Origin of the sequence: Streptomyces sp. LaPpAH-108 (assembly GCF_000373625.1) — a bacterium.
Classification (GTDB): domain Bacteria; phylum Actinomycetota; class Actinomycetes; order Streptomycetales; family Streptomycetaceae; genus Streptomyces.
In genome coordinates, this window is record NZ_KB891993.1 from 927,034 (window position 1) to 944,714 (window position 17,681).

A 17,681-nucleotide genomic window follows, 5' to 3' on the forward strand; every position below is an offset into this window, starting at 1 on the left:
GTACCCGTAAGACGGTGGCGCACAAACGCATATGCCAGCCCCAGGTAACAACTTGGCCGCTCATGCAATGTGACAGATGGTCTACCACCTGCAATTGCGGCAGTATCATCGCCGCATGGCCGATCTCCGGCCGTGGAAGAGCACAAATGGCTGTTCCACTGATCGTGAGGAGTAGAACCGTGATGACCCGTTCCGTACGCCGGACCCGCCGGATGCTGCCGCTGGCCGGTGTGGGAGTTGCCGCCCTGCTGGCGCTCAGCGCGTGCTCCTCCTCCGACGGGTCCACGCCTGCCAAGGCGGACTCGTCGGACTCCGCTTCGGCGAGCCCGAAGCTGAAGGGCGATGTCACCGTGTTCGCGGCGGCCTCCCTCAAGGAGACCTTCACGACGCTCGGCAAGGAGTTCGAGAAGCAGCACCCGGGTACGAAGGTCGAGTTCAACTTCGGCGGCAGTGACACCCTCGCCGCGAGCATCACCAGCGGTGCCCCGGCCGACGTCTTCGCCGCCGCCAGCCCGAAGACCATGCAGATCGTCACCGACAAGAAGGACGCCGTGGGCACCCCGGCCACCTTCGTGCGCAACCAGCTGGAGATCGCGACCCTGCCGGGCAACCCCGACAAGATCGAATCCCTGAAGGACCTGACCGACCCCAAGCTCAAGGTCGTCCTGTGCGACAAGACGGTGCCCTGTGGCGCCGCCGCCCAGAAGGTCCTGGACGCCAACCACCTCAAGGTCACCCCGGTCTCCTACGAGCAGGACGTCAAGTCCGCGCTCAACAAGGTCCAGCTGAAGGAGGCCGACGCCTCCCTCGTCTACAAGACCGACGTCAAGGCCGCCCAGGGCAAGGTCGCGGGCGTGGAGTTCGCCGAGTCCAAGGACGCGATCAACGACTACCCGATCGCCCTGCTGAAGAACTCGGACAACGCCGAGACCGCCAAGGCGTTCATCGCCCTGGTCCAGTCGCCCGAGGGCCAGAAGGTGCTGACCCAGGCCGGCTTCCTCAAGCCGTGACCGCACTCGACGGCACCGGCGCCGCGGCTCCCCGCAAGGGAGGGCCGCGGCGCCCCCGCGTCCGCGCGCATCGGCGCGGTGTCCCGCTCCCGCTGCTGGTGCCGGGCCTCGTGGCGATCGCGTTCCTGCTGGTGCCCCTCCTCGCGCTGCTCGTGCGCGCTCCCTGGAAGAGCCTGCCCGACCAGCTGACCAGCCCCGAGGTGTGGCAGGCGCTCCAGTTGTCCCTGATCAGTGCGACGGCCGCCACCGCGGTGAGCCTCGTCCTCGGGGTGCCGCTGGCCTGGATCCTCGCGCGCACCGAGTTCCCCGGCCGGGGCTTCCTGCGCGCGCTGGTGACGCTGCCGCTGGTGCTGCCGCCGGTCGTCGGCGGTGTGGCCCTGCTGCTCGCCCTCGGGCGCAACGGCGTCGTCGGCAAGTGGCTCGACTCCTGGTTCGGGATCACCCTGCCGTTCACCACCACCGGTGTGATCATCGCGGAGGCGTTCGTCGCGATGCCCTTCCTGGTCATCAGCGTCGAGGGCACCCTGCGCGCGGCCGACCCGCGCTTCGAGGAGGCGGCCACCACGCTCGGCGCGTCCCGCTTCACCGCGTTCCGCCGGGTCACCCTGCCGCTGATCGCGCCCGGCATCGCCGCCGGTGCCGTCCTGGCCTGGGCGCGCGCGCTCGGCGAGTTCGGCGCGACGATCACCTTCGCGGGCAACTTCCCCGGCCGTACCCAGACCATGCCGCTCGCGGTCTACCTCGCCCTGCAGAACGACCCCGAGGCCGCGATCTCCCTCAGCCTGATCCTGCTGGCCGTGTCCATCGCGGTCCTGGCGGGGCTGCGGGACCGGTGGATGACAGGAGCGTGACGGTGCCGCGAGGATGGAAGTCGCCCCCCGCGCGCGTACCGACGAAGGACAGTTCCTGGATGACCGAGACCAACACGCCCCGTACCGGCGTGAGCGACGTGGCGGCCAGGGGCGAGCAGGGCCTGGACGCCCGGCTCGTCGTGGACCGGGGCACCTTCCGCCTCGATGTGTCCCTGCGCGCCGCTCCCGGTGACGTGGTGGCGCTGCTCGGGCCCAACGGCGCGGGCAAGACCACCGCGCTGCGGGCGCTCGCGGGCCTGATCCCGCTGACCGAGGGGCAGCTGCTCCTGGACGGCGCCCGGCTGGAGCGCACCCCGCCGGAGTCGCGCCCGGTCGGCGTGGTCTTCCAGGACTATCTGCTCTTCCCGCATCTGTCCGCCCTGGACAACGTGGCGTTCGGACCGCGCTGTCACGGTGTGGGCAAGGCGGAGGCGCGCGCTCAGGCCGCGGTCTGGCTGGACCGGCTGGGGCTCGCCGACCACATGAACGCCAAGCCCCGGCGGCTCTCCGGCGGCCAGGCCCAGCGCGTCGCCGTGGCGCGGGCGCTGGCCACCCAGCCGCGCCTGCTGCTGCTCGACGAACCGCTGGCCGCCCTGGACGCGCGCACCCGTCTGGAGGTCCGCTCCCAACTGCGGCGCCATCTCGCGGAGTTCGAGGCCGTCGCCGTCCTGGTCACGCACGATCCGCTGGACGCCATGGTGCTCGCCGACCGTCTGGTGGTCGTGGAGCACGGCCGTGTGGTGCAGGAGGGCAGCCCCACGGAGATCGCCCGCCATCCGCGCACGGACTACATCGCCCAGCTCGTCGGCCTCAACCTCTACCGGGGCACCGCCGACGGGCACACCGTACGGCTGGACGCCGGGCCGGAGGTCACGACCACGGAGGAGCTGACCGGACCGGTCTTCGTCGCGTTCCCGCCGGTCGCGGTGACCCTGTTCCGGGACCGGCCGACCGGGGCCAGCGCCCGCAACCTGTGGCGCTGCCAGGTCGTCGGCCTGGAGTCCCACGGCGACCAGATCCGCGCCGATCTGACGGGTGACCTGTCGCTCGCTGCCGACCTCACCACGGCCGCGGCGGCGGAACTGGACCTTCACCCGGGCGCCGCGGTCTGGGCGACCGTCAAGGCGACGCAGACGCACGCTTACCCAGAGTGAGTGTGTGGACCCATTACGGTGGGGCGCCATGACCATGAGTATCCGCAACCAGCTTCCCGGCACCGTCACGGCGGTCCACTCCGGCGAGGTCATGGCGACCGTCAAGGTCCGGCTGACCGGCGGTCAGGACATCACCGCGGCGATCACCCTGGAGGCCGCCGAGGATCTGGGCCTTCGCGCGGGCACGTCCGTGCGCGCCCTGGTGAAGGCGACGGAGGTCTCGCTCGCCACCGAGCCGGTGCACCACATCTCGATCCGCAACCAGCTCGCGGGCACCATCACCGACATCGCCACCGGTGAGGCCATGGCCGCGGTGAAGATCGCGGTGCCGGGCGCCGAGCTGACCTCCGCCATCACCCACGAGTCGGCGGAGGAACTGAAGCTGGCGACGGGCTCCGAGGTGGTCGCGCTGATCAAGTCGACGGAGGTCTCGCTGGCCACCGTCTGAGAAGACGCCGAGGGGCGGCTCCCCACCCGTGAATCCACAAGATCCACGGACGGGGAGCCGCCCCTCGGGTGTATGCGGACTCAGTCCTCGTACGCGTCCGGCGGCGGGCAGGAGCACACCAGGTTCCGGTCGCCGAAGGCCTGGTCGATACGGCGCACCGGCGGCCAGTACTTGTCGGCGGCCGAGACTCCGGCCGGGAAGACGGCCTCCTCGCGGCTGTACGGGTGCGCCCACTCGCCACCGAGGGCGGCGGCGGTGTGCGGGGCGCCGCGCAGCGGGTTGTCGTCGGCGGACCACACGCCGGAGCCGACCTTCTCGATCTCCGCGCGGATCGCGATCATCGCGTCGCAGAACCGGTCCAGCTCGGCCAGGTCCTCCGACTCGGTCGGCTCGATCATCAGCGTGCCGGCCACCGGGAAGGACATGGTCGGCGCGTGGAAGCCGTAGTCGATCAGGCGCTTGGCCACGTCGTCCACGCTGACGCCGGTCGCCTTGGTGAGCGGGCGCAGGTCGATGATGCACTCGTGCGCGACGAGGTTGCCGGGGCCGGTGTAGAGCACCGGGTAGTGCGGCTCCAGGCGCTTGGCGACGTAGTTCGCGGAGAGCACCGCCACCTGGGTGGCGCGCTTGAGCCCCTCGCCGCCCATGAGGCGGACGTACGCCCACGAGATGGGCAGGATGCCCGCGCTGCCCCAGGGCGCGGCCGAGATCGGCCCGACGCCCGTCTCGGGCCCCGCGGCGGACTGCAGCGGGTGGTTGGGCAGGTACGGCGCGAGGTGCGCGCGTACGGCCACCGGGCCGACGCCCGGACCGCCGCCGCCGTGCGGGATGCAGAACGTCTTGTGCAGGTTCAGGTGGGAGACGTCGCCGCCGAAGTGGCCGGGCTTGGCGAGGCCGACCAGCGCGTTGAGGTTGGCGCCGTCGACGTACACCTGGCCGCCCGCGTCGTGCACCTGGGCGCAGATGTCGGCGACGTGCTCCTCGAAGACGCCGTGCGTCGACGGGTAGGTGATCATCAGCACGGACAGCTGGTCGCGGTACTGCTCGATCTTGGCGCGCAGGTCCTCGACGTCGATCTCGCCGTCCTCGGCGGTCTTGACGACGACGACCTTCATCCCGGCCATCGCGGCGCTCGCGGCGTTGGTGCCGTGCGCGGAGGACGGGATGAGGCAGACGGTGCGCTGCTCGTCGCCGTTGGCGCGGTGGTAGGCGCGCACGGCCAGCAGACCGGCCAGCTCGCCCTGGGAACCGGCGTTGGGCTGCAGCGAGACCTTGTCGTAGCCGGTGACCTCCGCGAGGCGGTCCTCCAGCTCGTGGATGAGGGTGAGGTAGCCCTCGGCCTGCTCGGCGGGTGCGAAGGGGTGCAGCTGGCCGAACTCGGGCCAGGTGACCGGCTCCATCTCGGTGGTCGCGTTCAGCTTCATGGTGCAGGAGCCGAGCGGGATCATGCCCCGGTCGAGCGCGTAGTCGCGGTCGGACAGGCGGCGCAGGTAGCGCAGCATGGCCGTCTCGGAGCGGTGCTCGTGGAAGACCGGGTGGGTGAGGTAGTCGTCGGTGCGCAGCAGCGCCTCGGGCAGGGCCTCGGCGGCGGTGGCGTCGAGTGCCTCGATGTCGCCCTCGACGCCGAAGGCGGCGAACACGGTGGCGAGCTGGGCGCGGTTCGTGGTCTCGTCGCAGGCCAGGGAGACGTGGTCGGCGTCGACCAGGCGCAGGTTGACGCCGCCCTTGCGCGCGGCGGCGACGACGTCGGCGGCGTTGCCGGGCACGCGCGCGGTGAGCGTGTCGAAGTAGGCGCCGTGGACGATCTCGATGCCGCCGGCCTTCAGGCCCTCGGCGAGGATCGTGGCGTAGCGGTGGGTGCGGCGGGCGATGGTGCGCAGGCCCTCGGGGCCGTGGTAGACGGCGTACATCCCGGCCATGACGGCGAGCAGGACCTGCGCGGTGCAGATGTTGCTGGTGGCCTTCTCGCGGCGGATGTGCTGCTCGCGGGTCTGCAGCGCGAGCCGGTAGGCCTTGTGGCCGTCCGCGTCCACGGAGACGCCGACGAGCCGTCCGGGCAGGCTGCGGGCGAACTTCTCGTGCACCGCCATGTAGCCCGCGTGCGGTCCGCCGAAGCCCATGGGCACGCCGAAGCGCTGGGTGGTGCCGATGGCGATGTCCGCGCCCAGCTCGCCGGGCGAGGTGAGCAGGGTGAGGGCGAGCAGATCCGCGGCGACGGTGACGAGCGCGCCCCGCTCGTGCGCCTGCTCGATCACCGGCTTCAGGTCGCGCACGGCACCGGAGGCGCCGGGGTACTGGAGCAGCACGCCGGTGATGTCACGGTCGGCCAGCTCGGCCGGGATGCCCTCGCTCAGATCGGCGACGACGACCTCGACACCGGTCGGCTCGGCGCGGGTCTCGATGACGGCGATGGTCTGCGGCAGCGTGTCCGCGTCGACCAGGAAGAGGCCCTTCTTGTTCTTGCCCATGCGCCGGGAGAGCGCCATGGCCTCGGCGGCGGCGGTGCCCTCGTCCAGGAGGGAGGCGCCGGAGGTGGGCAGCCCGGTCAGCTCGGCGACCATCGTCTGGAAGTTCAGCAGGGCCTCCAGGCGGCCCTGGGAGATCTCCGGCTGGTACGGCGTGTAGGCGGTGTACCAGGCCGGGTTCTCCATGACGTTGCGCAGGATGACCGGCGGGGTGAAGGTGCCGTGGTAGCCGAGGCCGATCATGGAGCCGAGGACCTGGTTGCGGTCCGCGAGGGAGCGCAGTTCCGCGAGCACCTCGGCCTCGGTGCGGGCGTCCGGCAGGTCGAGGGCGTCGGTGTTCTTGATGACGTCCGGGACGGCGGCGGCGGTCAGCTCGTCGAGCGAGCCGTAGCCGACCTGCGCGAGCATCTTGGCCCGCGCCTCCTGGTCGGGCCCGATGTGCCGCTGCTCGAAGGGGATGCCCGCTTCGAGTGCGGAGAGCGGAATGCGAGGGGCGGTCATGTGCGGAGGCCTCCTGGTCTGGCGCGACCTGCGAGGGGCACCTCGGCGCGGGTGCCCACCGGCCTCCCCCTCTGTCATCTCATACCTGAGAGCTTCACCGGATGCCCGAGGGCCCCGGCTTTCACCGTCGGTGAGAGCGGGAGCCGTGGACGCCCGCCCTGCTTTCCAGAGTGACCTCGTCCGTGCGGTACGGGGGCCTGAGAGATTCCGGGGAGGAGTTGCTCCTTCGGCGCCTCCGACTTTGCTCGGAGGACTCTCCCGCACGGGGTCAGCAGCCGTTGTCAGCGTACCAGCGGGGCATGACACGCGGCGTTCGAGTGGCCGCCACGCTCATTCTGCTCTTTTGTAGTGCTAACGGATGAGTTGGGACCACGTGGAGGGAGAGGGACCGTGCAGACCGACATCGATCCGCGCAATCTGATCGGCCGCAAGGCGTTCGACCGCAACGGCACCAAGATAGGCACCATCGACGAGGTGTATCTCGACGATGCGACGGGCGTCCCCGAGTGGGCCGCCATACGCACCGGACTCTTCTCCCGCGACGCCTTCGTCCCGCTCGAACCGAGCGAGCTGGTCGAGGGCACCCTCCAGGTCCCCTTCGAACGCGCGCTCATCAAGGACGCCCCGGACTTCGGGGTGGGCCGCCACCTCTCCCCCGAGCAGGAACTCCAGCTCTACCACCACTACGGTCTCGACACCTCCTCCGCTCCCACGGTCCCGGACCGCGACTTCGGCAAGCTCGCGGGCACCGAGGACGCCTGACCTCCCCCCTCTCACCTCCCCTGTCCGTCGGCCGCCCGCACCACCAGGGGCAGCGGGTCGGCCGGTTCCAGGTCCGGGTCGTCCACCCGGAAGGTCCGCACCCGGCCGGGCACCGCGTCCTCCGGTGTCTCGAAGCGCACGGTGACCCGGCCAAGACCGCTGCCCTGCACCCAGCCGGGCCCGTGTTCGGCGTGCCGCACGTCCTGGCCGGGCCGCCACTGCCGCTCCGGCGGCGGGGCCGGTGCTGCCGGAAGCGGCTCGGGCACGGTCTCCTCCGGCATCTCGGTGGCCAGCTCCCCCGCGGCCTGCGCGAACAGATCCTCCTGGGTGTAGTCGGCCAGTCCGGTGACGCCGACGCCGAGCAGCCGCACCCCGCCGGTGGTGTCGACCGACTCCAGAAGCCGCTCGGCCGCCTCCCGGATCACCGTCGGGTCGTCGGTGGGCCCGCGCAGCGTCTCGGAGCGGGTCAGGGTCGAGAAGTCGTACCGCCGCACCTTGAGCACGATGGTGCGGCCGGACAGCCCGGCGCCGCGCAGCCGCCGTACGCAGCGGTCGGCGAGCCGCCGTACCTCGAAGCCGATCCTCGGGCGGTCGTGGATGTCCACGTCGTAGGTGTCCTCCACGGAGACCGACTTGGTCTCGCGCTCGGCCACCACGGGCCGGTCGTCGCGGGCCAGCGCCATCGCGTACAGCGCGTGGCCGTGCGCCTTGCCGAGCAGCCGGACCAGTTCGTCCTCGCCCGCCTCGGCCAGCTCGTCCACGGTGGTGATCCCGGCCCGGCGCAGATGGTCACCGGTGGCGGGGCCGACCCCGGGCAGGGTGCGCACCGGCATCGGCCCCAGCAGGGCGCGCTCGGTGCCGGGCTCTATGAGGCACAGTCCGTCGGGCTTGGCCCGCTCGGAGGCGATCTTCGCGAGCATCTTGGAGGCGGCGAGCCCGACCGAGCCGGTCAGCCCGGTGACCTCCCGGATGTCGGCGCGCAGTTTGACCCCGGCCGCCCGCGCCGAGGGCTCGTCCCAGGCCGTCCCCCCGGCCTCCAGGTCCACGAACGCCTCGTCCAGGCTCAGCGGCTCCACCAGCGGCGACAACTCGCGCAGCAGGGCCATCACCTGCTCGCTGATCGACCGGTAGAGCGCGAAGCGCGGCGTGACGTACGCGGCGTTCGGCGCCCGTCTGCGCGCCTGGGCCGTCGGCATCGCCGAGTGCACCCCGAACACCCGTGCCTCGTACGACGCGGTCGCCACCACCCCGCGCGGGCCCAGGCCGCCGACCACGACCGCCTTGCCGCGCAGGCTCGGCTTGGACGCCTGCTCCACCGAGGCGTAGAAGGCGTCCATGTCGAGATGGAGGATCGTCGGCGCGGCTCTCACATGTCCGATGGTGCACCACACCACTGACAACGCCTGTCACCGGCGCCGGGATGCTTCGAAGTGCTCAGACGGCCCGGTTGCGCCGCCTGGCCAGTTCGTCCGCGGGGTTGTGCCCGATCAGCGTCTCGCCGGTGTCGACACGCTCACCGTGCAGCTGGGACAGCGCGCTCTCCACGTCCCGCCACACCACGCCGACCGCGATGCCGAAGATGCCCTGGCCGCCCTGGAGCAGAGCGTGGACCTCGTCCGGGGAGGTGCACTCGTAGACCGTGGCGCCGTCGCTCATCAGCGTCATGCGCTCCAGGTCCTGGAAACCGCGGTCCCTGAGGTGCTGTACCGCCGAACGGATGTTCTGCAGCGAGACACCGGTGTCCAGGAAGCGCTTGACGATCTTCAGGACGACCACGTCACGGAAGCTGTACAGCCGCTGGGTGCCCGAGCCGTGGGCGGGGCGCACGCTCGGCTCCACCAGACCCGTGCGCGCCCAGTAGTCGAGCTGCCGATAGGTGATGCCCGCCGCCGCGCAGGCCGTGGGCCCGCGATAACCGATCTCCTCGGACGCCGTCGGCGCCGCCCCTTCACCGTCCGGCACCGCCGTCGGCCGCTGCGGGGCGTGCTCGACCCCGCCACTGGGCTGGGGATACCCGCCGCTCGGGCGGAGCCGCGAGCTCGGGGGAGGGTACGGACCGCTTGCCCCGAACCCGTTTCCGGGGGCGCCCCCAGCCGTACCGTCGCCGCTGGTTCTCACGCCGACCTCCGTCCTTGACCTGCCATCTCGACGGTAGGCAGTCACCAGGGGTGCGTCAACGATCGCCACACTCGGCACGCCGAGTGATAATCACCCTGAGAGTGGTTTCTCGTGTCCCACCGCGGGGAAAGGCTAGCCGAATGCGCTCGCGAGAGGTCGTAGGACGCTCTCACGCGCCGTTGGCAATTGCCCGCTCGTGAGGCCGCCCGCGACGGCACGGCAAGGCGGCACCGACCGCCCCCGTGGCCTTCTGACCACGAGGTCCGCGCCGGTGCCTCACTGGCTGCTGGTGCCGAAGTCCTCGGGCGAGATCTGGTCGAGGAACTCGCGGAATTTCTCCACCTCGTCCTCCTGCTCGTCCGGGATGGCGATGCCCGCATCGTCGAGCACCCCGTCACTCCCGTAGATCGGCGTGCCGGTGCGCAGGGCCAGCGCTATGGCGTCGGACGGACGCGCGCTCACCTCGACCCCGCTGGCGAACACCAGCTCCGCGTAGAACACGCCTTCACGCAGATCCGTGATGCGCACTTCGGTCAGCTCCTGACCGACGGCCTCCAGCACGTCCTTGAACAGGTCGTGCGTCAGTGGCCGCGCGGGGGCCATGCCCTGCTGGGCGAAGGCGATCGCCGTCGCCTCCCCGGGCCCGATCCAGATGGGGAGGTAGCGGTCGCCTCCCACTTCGCGCAGGAGCACGATCGGTTGGTTGGAGGGCATTTCGACCCGGACACCTACGACATCGAGCTCGTTCACACAGCAACCCTAGGCCGTGCCCGGGACGTTTGGGTAGTCGGGCCGGGAACAGGCGGGCGATCCCGTCCCCCCTCCGGGGCCCCGGATCAGGGCAGCCGGACCCCGAGCGCGGACTTCACCAGAGCCGCGTGCAGCTTCATGGTGAGCGCCGCCAGCTCCTTCGTACGCGCCTCGGCGAGCGCCCGGGTCTGCGGGTTGCGATGGCGCTTCAGCGGCGCCACCACCTGCTCCACCAGCCCGGCCTCGCGCTCGGCCGCCGCCTTCATCACCCGCAGATGGCGCGGCTCGATCCCGAACCGGCCCAGCTCGGCCACGAGGGCCGCCACGGTGACGGCCTCGGCGTCGTAGACCCCGTCCGCCAGGGGAGCGATGAGCCCGTACGACTCCCACTCCCGCAGTTCGGCCTCGTCGATGTCGGCGGCAGCCAGCAGTTCGCCCCGGCCGATCCGGGCCACCGTGGGCCCCTCGGACGGCTCGTCCGCCATGTCCTCCGCGGAGCGCTGGCGCCCCACGACGGGCAGCTGGACCGCCTCACCGCACTCCACGGCGTCCAGGTGCTCCCGGATCACCTTCAGCGGCAGATAGTGGTCCCGCTGCATTCTCAGGATGTGGCCCAGCCGCTCGACATCGTCCGCACCGAACTTGCGGTACCCCGAGGGGGTCCGGCGCGGCTCGACGAGGCCCTCCGACTCCAGGAAACGGATCTTGGAGATGGTGACTTCGGGGAACTCGTCGCGCAGCATGTTCAGCACGGTGCCGATGCTCATCGGTTCACTGTCCCTGGCGGCGGTACCGCTTCCGGCACCGCCGCTCGGTGTTTGAAGCATGGACCTTCCCTGGGGTTCCCCCGGACGGGTGCCCGGGGGGAGGTCAGACGCCCTGCCGACTCGCGTAGAAGACGAGCCGGTACTTGCCGATCTGCACCTCGTCACCGTTCGCCAGAGCGATCTCGTCGATCCGCTCCCGGTTGACATAGGTGCCGTTCAGACTGCCCACGTCCGCCACCGTGAAGGACCCGTCCGCAGCGCGCCGGAACTCCACGTGACGGCGCGAGACCGTCACGTCGTCCAGGAAGATGTCGCTCTGCGGATGACGGCCGGCCGTGGTCAGGTCACTGTCCAGCAGGAAGCGGCTGCCCGAGTTCGGACCCCGGCGCACCACCAGCAGGGCGGAGCCCGCAGGAAGCGCGTCGACCGCCGCCTGCGCCTCGGGCGACAGCATCGGGACCGCCGTCTGACCGGTCATCTCGGCGTCGTACGCCTCGAGACCGGAGATGGAGATCGTCGACGTGGTCTCCGAAGCACGCTCCGGCGTGGCGCCGGGGCGCAGCGGGGCACCGCAGTTGGAACAGAAACGGGCGTTCTCCGCGTTGCGGTTCCCGCACCTGGAACACTCCAGGACCGACATGGACCCCCCGGGGGCGTTGGACGCGGACGGGTCGGAGGCAAACCCTCCACCCGCACTTGAGGTTGACGGTTGCCCGAAACCTATGCCGCCGGACCGGGCAGGGTCAACGGACGCCGCGCCCTGGCCCCCCGAATTGCCACCGGCCGGACCAGCGACCTCGTCGCGGAACAGCGGACGGGGGCCTTCCTCTTCGGACTGTGCGCGATGACGGGCCGTCGCGTTGTCGCTGCCCTCTCGCGCGCTCTTGCCGAACAACTTCCCAAACAACTTCACGGGCGATTCCCCTTGACCGAAACAGACCCGCCCGTGGGGCAGGACGAACCCTGATTGCCGACACCGGCCGATCCGGACATCTTCACAACGTCCGTATCCACCAGACAGTTTCCACCACGCACCACCCCTTCGGTGCGCCGACCCCCCGCAACCTCATGCCCCTGCCGGACTCGGCCCATGCACCACCGGTTCACCGGGAGGACGACCGAGCGTAGTCAGGCTGCTTCGCCTGCCGCAAGGCATCCACGACGATCTTGTTCGACCGCTCGACACTCACCGTGGCCTGCTCCTTCTCGAAGGTCTGCACCACGCCCCCAGGGATGTTCAGCGCCGGTTCCAGGTCCTGCGGCTTCCCGATGACCTTGAAACGATACGGCGCGTCGATCTTGTTCCCGTCGACCCTGACCGTCTTGCCCGAGTCGGTGAGATACGTGTTCGCGACCACACGAACGCCGTTGATCTGGATCGCCTCCGCGCCCGCCGCGCGCAGTTCCTGGATCGCGTCGAGCAGCATGTCCGACTCGACCGTCCCCTTCGCGTCGTCGATCGTCATGGTGATGCCGGGCCCCTGCGCCGCCACCGTGCCCGCGAGTATGCCGAGTTGCTTCTCCTTCTCGGCGGTCTGCTTGCGGGCCTCGGCCGCCTGGTCGGAACTGCTCTGCAATTCCTCCCGCTGCTTCTCGAGTCCTTGCTTCTCGTCCTCAAGACGCTGAGTACGGTCGTCCAGTTCATCGAGGATGCGGACAAGATCCTCCTGGCGGGCGCCGCGCAGCGCGCTGTCGCTGTCGCTGTTGGACGCCACCTGGATGGCCAGGCCGAAACCGAGCCCGAACAGCAGCAGGGCGACGATGAATTGGGCCCGGGTCAGCCGCGGCGGCCACAGCCCGGCGGCCAGCCGCTGACGCCCGGTGAGCCGGGGTTCGGCCTCGGGCTCCGGCTCGGGCGCGCTGCCGGGCTCGGGCGCGGACTCCAGCTCGGGTGCCAGGGCGGGCTCCGGCGCGGGCGACTCGCCCCGGCGCTCCGACACCGGTACCTCGTCGGGCAGTTCCTTGCGCAGCCTGTTCTCCGGCCGCTCGTCCTGGTCGCTCATCGCGCTCACGCCCGGAAGACGTGCCGACGGATGGCGGCGGCGTTGGAGAAGATGCGGATGCCGAGAACGACCACGACACCGGTCGACAGCTGCGCGCCCACGCCCAACTTGTCGCCCAGGAACACGATCAGGGCGGCCACGACCACGTTCGACAGGAACGAGACCACGAAGACCTTGTCGTCGAAGATGCCGTCGAGCATGGCCCGCAGACCGCCGAACACGGCGTCCAGCGCCGCCACGACGGCGATGGGCAGATAAGGCTCGACGACCGCCGGAACCTCGGGCCGGACCAACAGGCCGGCCACGACTCCCACGACGAGGCCCAGTACGGCGATCACGATGTGCCCTTCTCAGTCTTATCGGTCTTCTCGGCGTTCGGCCGCGCTGTGCGTACGATCACACTGGGTGCGGACGGCAACCGGACGTCCTTCTCCGCGGAGAGGGAGACCCGGATGCCGAAGTTGTCCTTCAGGGCGTGGAGATACAGCCCGTCGGCGGTGTTCTGGAACCTGGTGGCCAGCCGCTGCCCGTCCCCCACCGCGAGCACCGTGTACGGCGGCACCAGCGGCCTGTTGTCGACCAGTATCGCGTCACCCGCGTTCCTGATCGCGGACAGGGCGGTCAGCCGCTGCCCGTTGATGGAGACGGCCTCGGCACCGGACTCCCACAACCCGTTGACCACGCGCTGCATGTCCCGGTCGCGCACCCGGCCCGTGTCGGAGAACCCGGAGGCCTCACGCGGGTCGGCCGCGTCTCCCCCGGCGCTCGCCTCCTTGGCGTCGTTCACCACGAGCCGCACCCCGGGCCCGTGCACCGCCGTGGCACCCGACAGGATGCCCATCAGATCGACCTGGCTGCCCCCGGTCTGCTTGAGCGCCGCCCGCTGGCGCGCGCTCACGTCGTCCCGCAGCTCGTCCACGCCGGACTCCAGACGGTCGGCGGCGGCGTTCTCGCGGTCGATACGGTCGATCAGCTCCTGGCGCTCCTTGGCCACCACCGGCGCCGCCACCCGCGCCTGCGCCGCCCCCACGGTCACCACGAGCGCCGCGAGGACCAGTCCCCCGGCGAGACCGAGCTTGGCCCGCAGGGTCTTCGGCAGCCCGCGTTCGCCGCCGGACTCCTTGCGGGCGGCGGCCTCGGCGTACCCGTCGTCGAGGCTGTGGTCCATGACGTTGGTGATCAACGACATGGAGGCGTCCGGACGCCTCGGCCGCGTGGGGCTGCTCCGAACGGGGGGTTGCTGCGGCATGTCGCACATAGTCCCATGCCGCGAACGGTGCTTTCGAACGGCCCCACCCCCGCGACCGGACCCCCGAAGGGGGCGGAAGCGGACACGACCGCGGGCCGCCGCCCGGTGGGACGACGGCCCGCGCTGCTCCGTATTACCCGATCACCGGCCCGCGCTGTCCACGACGGCCGACCACTCGTCGAGCAGGGCCTGCGCCGAGGCGTCGTCCGGGCCCTCCGCCCACAGATGCGTGACGGCCTCGGCGGGGTCGGGCAGCACCATCACCCAGCGCCCGTCGCTCTCGACCACCCGCACCCCGTCCGTGGTGTCCACGGACCGGTCACCGGCCGCCTCCACGACCCGCCGCATGACCAGACCCTTGACGGCCCACGGCGTCGCCAGGTCCCGCTTGAGGACATGCGCCCGCGGAATCCGCGCGTCGATCTGGCTCAGCGTGAGCTGCGTCCGCGCGACCAGGCCGATCAGCCGCACGAACGCGGCCGTGCCGTCGTAGACGCTGCTGAACTCGGGGACGATGAAGCCGCCCTTGCCGTCACCGCCGAAGATGGTGCCCTCTTCGCCGCCCACGCGCGTGAGGTCGTCCGGGGACGTGGTCGTCCACTCGACCTGCGTGCCGTGGTACGCGGCCACCTGCTCCGCGATCCGGGTCGTGGTCACCGGCAGCGCCACCCGGCCACTGCGCCGCTCGGCCGCGACCAGGTCGAGCATGACCAGGAGCGCCCGGTCGTCCTCGATGATCCGGCCCTTCTCGTCCACGAGCGACAGCCGCTCGCCGACCGGGTCGAACCGCACACCGAACGCGGCCCCCGAGGACGCCACTATCTCGCCCAGCCGCTCCAGGCCGCGGCGGCGCATCTCCTCGGTCTCGGTCGGTCTCGACTCGTCCAGCCCGGGGTTGATGGTCAGCGAGTCCACCCCGAGCTTGCCGAGCAGGCTGGGCAGCACGAGCCCCGCACTGCCGTTGGAGGCGTCCACGACGACCTTCAGCCCGGCTTCCGCGATCCCGGTCGTGTCGACGTTCCGCAGCAGCGAGCCGGTGTACGAGTCGAAGACGCTCGACGGGAAGTACAGGTCACCGATCTCGCCGGGGAAGGCACGCCGGTACTCCTGGCGCGCGAACACCCGGTCCAGCTTGCGCTGGCTGCCCTGGGAGAGATCCGCGCCCTGCCCGTCGAAGAACATGATGTCCACGGAGTCGGGCACACCGGGCGAGGTACGGATCATGATGCCGCCCGCACTGCCGCGCGCGGTCTGCTGCCGCGCCACGGGCAACGGCACGTTCTCCAGGTCGCGTACGTCGATGGCGCTGGCCTGGAGCGCCGAGATGACCGCCCGCTTGAGCGCACGGGCACCCCGGGAGTGGTCGCGGGCCGTGGTGACCGTGGCGCCCTTCTTCAGGGTCGTCGCGTACGCACCGGCGAGCCGGACCGCCAGCTCCGGGGTGATCTCGACGTTCAGGATGCCGGTCACACCACGGGCACCGAAGAGATGCGCCTGGCCGCGGGACTCCCAGATGACCGAGGTGTTGACGAAGGCACCGGCCTCGATCGTCTTGAACGGGTACACCCGGACGTTGCCCTGGATGATCGACTCCTCGCCGATCAGGCACTCGTCACCGATGACCGCGCCGTCCTCGATCCGGGCGGCCCGCATGATGTCGGTGTTCTTGCCGACCACACAGCCGCGCAGATTGCTGTTGTGCCCGATGTAGACGTTGTCGGCCACGACGGCCTTGTGCAGGAAGGCGCCGCTCTTGACGACCACGTTGGAGCCGACGACGGTGTGCTCGCGCAGTTCCGCGCCCGCCTCCACCTTGGCGTAGTCACCGATGTACAGCGGCCCGCGCAGCACCGCGTCCGGATGCACCTCGGCACCCTCGGCCACCCACACACCGGGCGAGATCTCGAATCCGTCGATGTCGACGTCGACCTTGCCCTCCAGGACGTCGGCCTGGGCCTTCACATAGCTCTCGTGGGTGCCGACGTCCTCCCAGTAGCCCTCGGCGATGTAGCCGTAAATGGGCTTGCCTTCCTTCATCAGCTGCGGGAAGACATCGCCGGACCAGTCGACGGGCACATCGGGCTCGACATAGTCGAACACCTCGGGCTCCATGACATAGATGCCCGTGTTCACCGTGTCGGAGAAGACCTGGCCCCAGGTCGGCTTCTCGAGGAAACGCTCGACCTTGCCTTCCTCGTCGACGATGGTGATGCCGAACTCCAGCGGATTGGGCACCCGGGTCAGACAGACCGTGACCAGGGCGCCCTTCTCCTTGTGGAAGTTGATCAGCTCGGTGAGGTCGAAGTCCGTGAGGGCATCACCGGAGATCACAAGGAAGGCGTCGTCCTTCAGCGCTTCCTCGGCGTTCTTGACGCTTCCGGCGGTACCGAGTGGCTTCTCCTCGTTGGCATAGGTCAGCTCCATGCCGAGTTCTTCGCCGTCACCGAAGTAGTTCTTGACGAGCGACGCCAGGAACTGGACGGTCACGACGGTCTCGTTGAGTCCATGCCTTTTGAGCAGCCTGAGCACGTGCTCCATGATCGGGCGATTCACCACGGGCAGGAGCGGCTTGGGCATGCTAGAGGTCATCGGGCGCAGGCGTGTGCCTTCGCCACCGGCCATCACGACGGCCTTCATGTCGGAAGCGTCCTCCTCAAGAGATGACGGTCCAGCCGACTTCACCCGTCCAGATTGTCCCGCACTTTTCCCGTGCGGGCCATCGAAGCGTTACGGAAGCATCGCCTCCGGGCAGCGCCGCCCGGGCTCAATCGGCCATGGCATCCGCGCGCACCAGACGGCGGACCTGAACCACGTAAAGCACTCCTGCCCACCAGTACAGGGTTGTACCCCACCCTGCGAACGCCCATCCGAAAACGGCGGCGAGTGACGCGATCCAACCGCTTCCGTCACTGAGCAGAAGCAGCGGGAACGCATACATGAGGTTGAACGTGGCGGCCTTCCCGAGGAAGTTCACCTGCGGCGGCGGATAGCCGTGCCGACGGAGGATGCCCACCATCACGAGCAGCATCAGCTCACGCGCCAGCAGAAGCGCGGTCAGCCAGAGCGGAAGGATCTCCCGCCAGGTCAGACCGAGCAGCGTGGAAAGGACATAGAGCCGGTCCGCGGCGGGATCGAGCAGCCGGCCGAGACTGCTGATCTGATTCCAGCGCCGGGCGAGCTTGCCGTCCAGATAGTCACTGACCCCGCTGAGCGCCAGGACCAGAAGTGCCCAGCCGTCGCTCTTCGGACCGCCGAACTCCGGCCTGAGGATCAACCACAGGAACAGGGGTACGCCGGCGAGCCTTGCCATGCTGAGGATGTTGGGGATGGTGAGGACCCGGTCTGTCTGGACGCGGGTCTCCTGGACCTCCACCCGGGGGCCTCCTGTTACGAAACGTGCCAACAATTCCCCACGACCTTACCCCAACGCAAAAAAGCTCCGGCCCTCGGGCGGTTATGCCCAAGAGCCGGAGCTGTAAAAGGAGTTCGGCGGCGTCCTACTCTCCCACAAGGTCCCCCTTGCAGTACCATCGGCGCTGTGAGGCTTAGCTTCCGGGTTCGGAATGTAACCGGGCGTTTCCCTCACGCTATGACCACCGAAAC

General features: G+C 70.1%; 16 protein-coding genes, 1 rRNA gene and 1 riboswitch. Of the genes, 5 read left to right on the forward strand and 12 right to left on the reverse strand.

Going from position 1 to position 17,681, the window contains the following annotated elements:
* Nucleotides 1–182: 182 nt before the first annotated feature.
* Genes modA through B079_RS0115660 form a run of 4 tightly spaced genes read left to right on the forward strand, consistent with a single transcriptional unit; the run spans nucleotide 183 to nucleotide 3,463 of the window.
* The gene (gene modA, locus B079_RS0115645) at nucleotides 183–1,010 is read left to right on the forward strand and encodes a molybdate ABC transporter substrate-binding protein (RefSeq protein WP_018546773.1); all 828 of its coding nucleotides are present in this window, start codon (nucleotides 183–185) and stop codon (nucleotides 1,008–1,010) included.
* Nucleotides 1,007–1,861, forward strand: coding sequence for a molybdate ABC transporter permease subunit (modB, locus tag B079_RS0115650; protein WP_018546774.1), 855 nt, complete (start codon nucleotides 1,007–1,009; stop codon nucleotides 1,859–1,861). Before modA ends, modB begins: the two co-directional genes overlap by 4 nt.
* Nucleotides 1,862–1,920: 59 nt before the next feature.
* Entirely contained in the window at nucleotides 1,921–3,015 is a 1,095-nt protein-coding gene (locus tag B079_RS0115655) for an ABC transporter ATP-binding protein (RefSeq protein ID WP_018546775.1), read from the forward strand.
* A 28-nt stretch (nucleotides 3,016–3,043) separates the two neighbouring features.
* The gene (locus B079_RS0115660) at nucleotides 3,044–3,463 is read left to right on the forward strand and encodes a TOBE domain-containing protein (RefSeq protein ID WP_018546776.1); all 420 of its coding nucleotides are present in this window, start codon (nucleotides 3,044–3,046) and stop codon (nucleotides 3,461–3,463) included.
* 80 nt (nucleotides 3,464–3,543) lie between these two features.
* On the opposite strand, the gene gcvP is transcribed toward B079_RS0115660, so the two are convergent.
* Complete coding sequence (gcvP, locus tag B079_RS0115665) at nucleotides 3,544–6,429, reverse strand: aminomethyl-transferring glycine dehydrogenase (RefSeq protein WP_018546777.1); 2,886 nt, start codon at nucleotides 6,427–6,429, stop codon at nucleotides 3,544–3,546.
* Nucleotides 6,430–6,604: 175 nt separating this feature from the next.
* Nucleotides 6,605–6,700, reverse strand: a riboswitch (glycine riboswitch).
* 119 nt (nucleotides 6,701–6,819) lie between these two features.
* Here gcvP and B079_RS0115670 point away from each other — a divergent pair.
* A complete protein-coding gene (locus B079_RS0115670; RefSeq protein WP_018546778.1) occupies nucleotides 6,820–7,191 on the forward strand; it encodes a PRC-barrel domain-containing protein in 372 nt (123 codons plus the stop codon).
* 11 nt (nucleotides 7,192–7,202) lie between these two features.
* Here the strand turns inward: B079_RS0115670 and B079_RS0115675 are convergent, their stop codons facing one another.
* The 11 genes from B079_RS0115675 to rrf form a co-directional block, all read right to left on the reverse strand.
* On the reverse strand, nucleotides 7,203–8,561 hold the full coding sequence (locus tag B079_RS0115675) for a DNA polymerase IV (RefSeq protein WP_037801630.1): 1,359 nt from the start codon (nucleotides 8,559–8,561) through the stop codon (nucleotides 7,203–7,205).
* A 64-nt stretch (nucleotides 8,562–8,625) separates the two neighbouring features.
* Nucleotides 8,626–9,309 carry a MerR family transcriptional regulator gene (locus B079_RS0115680; protein ID WP_078495946.1) on the reverse strand — a complete coding sequence of 228 codons (684 nt, stop codon included), beginning with the start codon at nucleotides 9,307–9,309 and terminating at the stop codon, nucleotides 8,626–8,628.
* Nucleotides 9,310–9,585: 276 nt separating this feature from the next.
* On the reverse strand, nucleotides 9,586–10,059 hold the full coding sequence (locus B079_RS0115685) for a bifunctional nuclease family protein (protein WP_004002801.1): 474 nt from the start codon (nucleotides 10,057–10,059) through the stop codon (nucleotides 9,586–9,588).
* Nucleotides 10,060–10,145: 86 nt separating this feature from the next.
* Entirely contained in the window at nucleotides 10,146–10,886 is a 741-nt protein-coding gene (locus B079_RS0115690; RefSeq protein WP_026248740.1) for a MerR family transcriptional regulator, read from the reverse strand.
* A gap of 43 nt (nucleotides 10,887–10,929) precedes the next feature.
* Nucleotides 10,930–11,847, reverse strand: a complete 918-nt coding sequence (locus B079_RS33950) for an FHA domain-containing protein (protein ID WP_078495947.1) — start codon at nucleotides 11,845–11,847, stop codon at nucleotides 10,930–10,932.
* 82 nt (nucleotides 11,848–11,929) lie between these two features.
* The gene (locus B079_RS0115700) at nucleotides 11,930–12,829 is read right to left on the reverse strand and encodes a DUF881 domain-containing protein (RefSeq protein ID WP_018546783.1); all 900 of its coding nucleotides are present in this window, start codon (nucleotides 12,827–12,829) and stop codon (nucleotides 11,930–11,932) included.
* Between the two features lie 5 nt (nucleotides 12,830–12,834).
* On the reverse strand, nucleotides 12,835–13,167 hold the full coding sequence (locus B079_RS0115705; RefSeq protein WP_003988855.1) for a small basic family protein: 333 nt from the start codon (nucleotides 13,165–13,167) through the stop codon (nucleotides 12,835–12,837).
* Nucleotides 13,164–14,078, reverse strand: coding sequence for a DUF881 domain-containing protein (locus B079_RS0115710; protein ID WP_420705767.1), 915 nt, complete (start codon nucleotides 14,076–14,078; stop codon nucleotides 13,164–13,166). Before B079_RS0115710 ends, B079_RS0115705 begins: the two co-directional genes overlap by 4 nt.
* A gap of 141 nt (nucleotides 14,079–14,219) precedes the next feature.
* The gene (locus B079_RS0115715) at nucleotides 14,220–16,715 is read right to left on the reverse strand and encodes a mannose-1-phosphate guanyltransferase (RefSeq protein ID WP_018546785.1); all 2,496 of its coding nucleotides are present in this window, start codon (nucleotides 16,713–16,715) and stop codon (nucleotides 14,220–14,222) included.
* Between the two features lie 127 nt (nucleotides 16,716–16,842).
* Complete coding sequence (locus tag B079_RS0115720) at nucleotides 16,843–17,451, reverse strand: CDP-alcohol phosphatidyltransferase family protein (RefSeq protein ID WP_018546786.1); 609 nt, start codon at nucleotides 17,449–17,451, stop codon at nucleotides 16,843–16,845.
* Nucleotides 17,452–17,562: 111 nt separating this feature from the next.
* Nucleotides 17,563–17,679: ribosomal RNA gene (gene rrf, locus B079_RS0115725) — 5S ribosomal RNA — on the reverse strand.
* Between the last annotated feature and the right edge of the window lie 2 nt (nucleotides 17,680–17,681).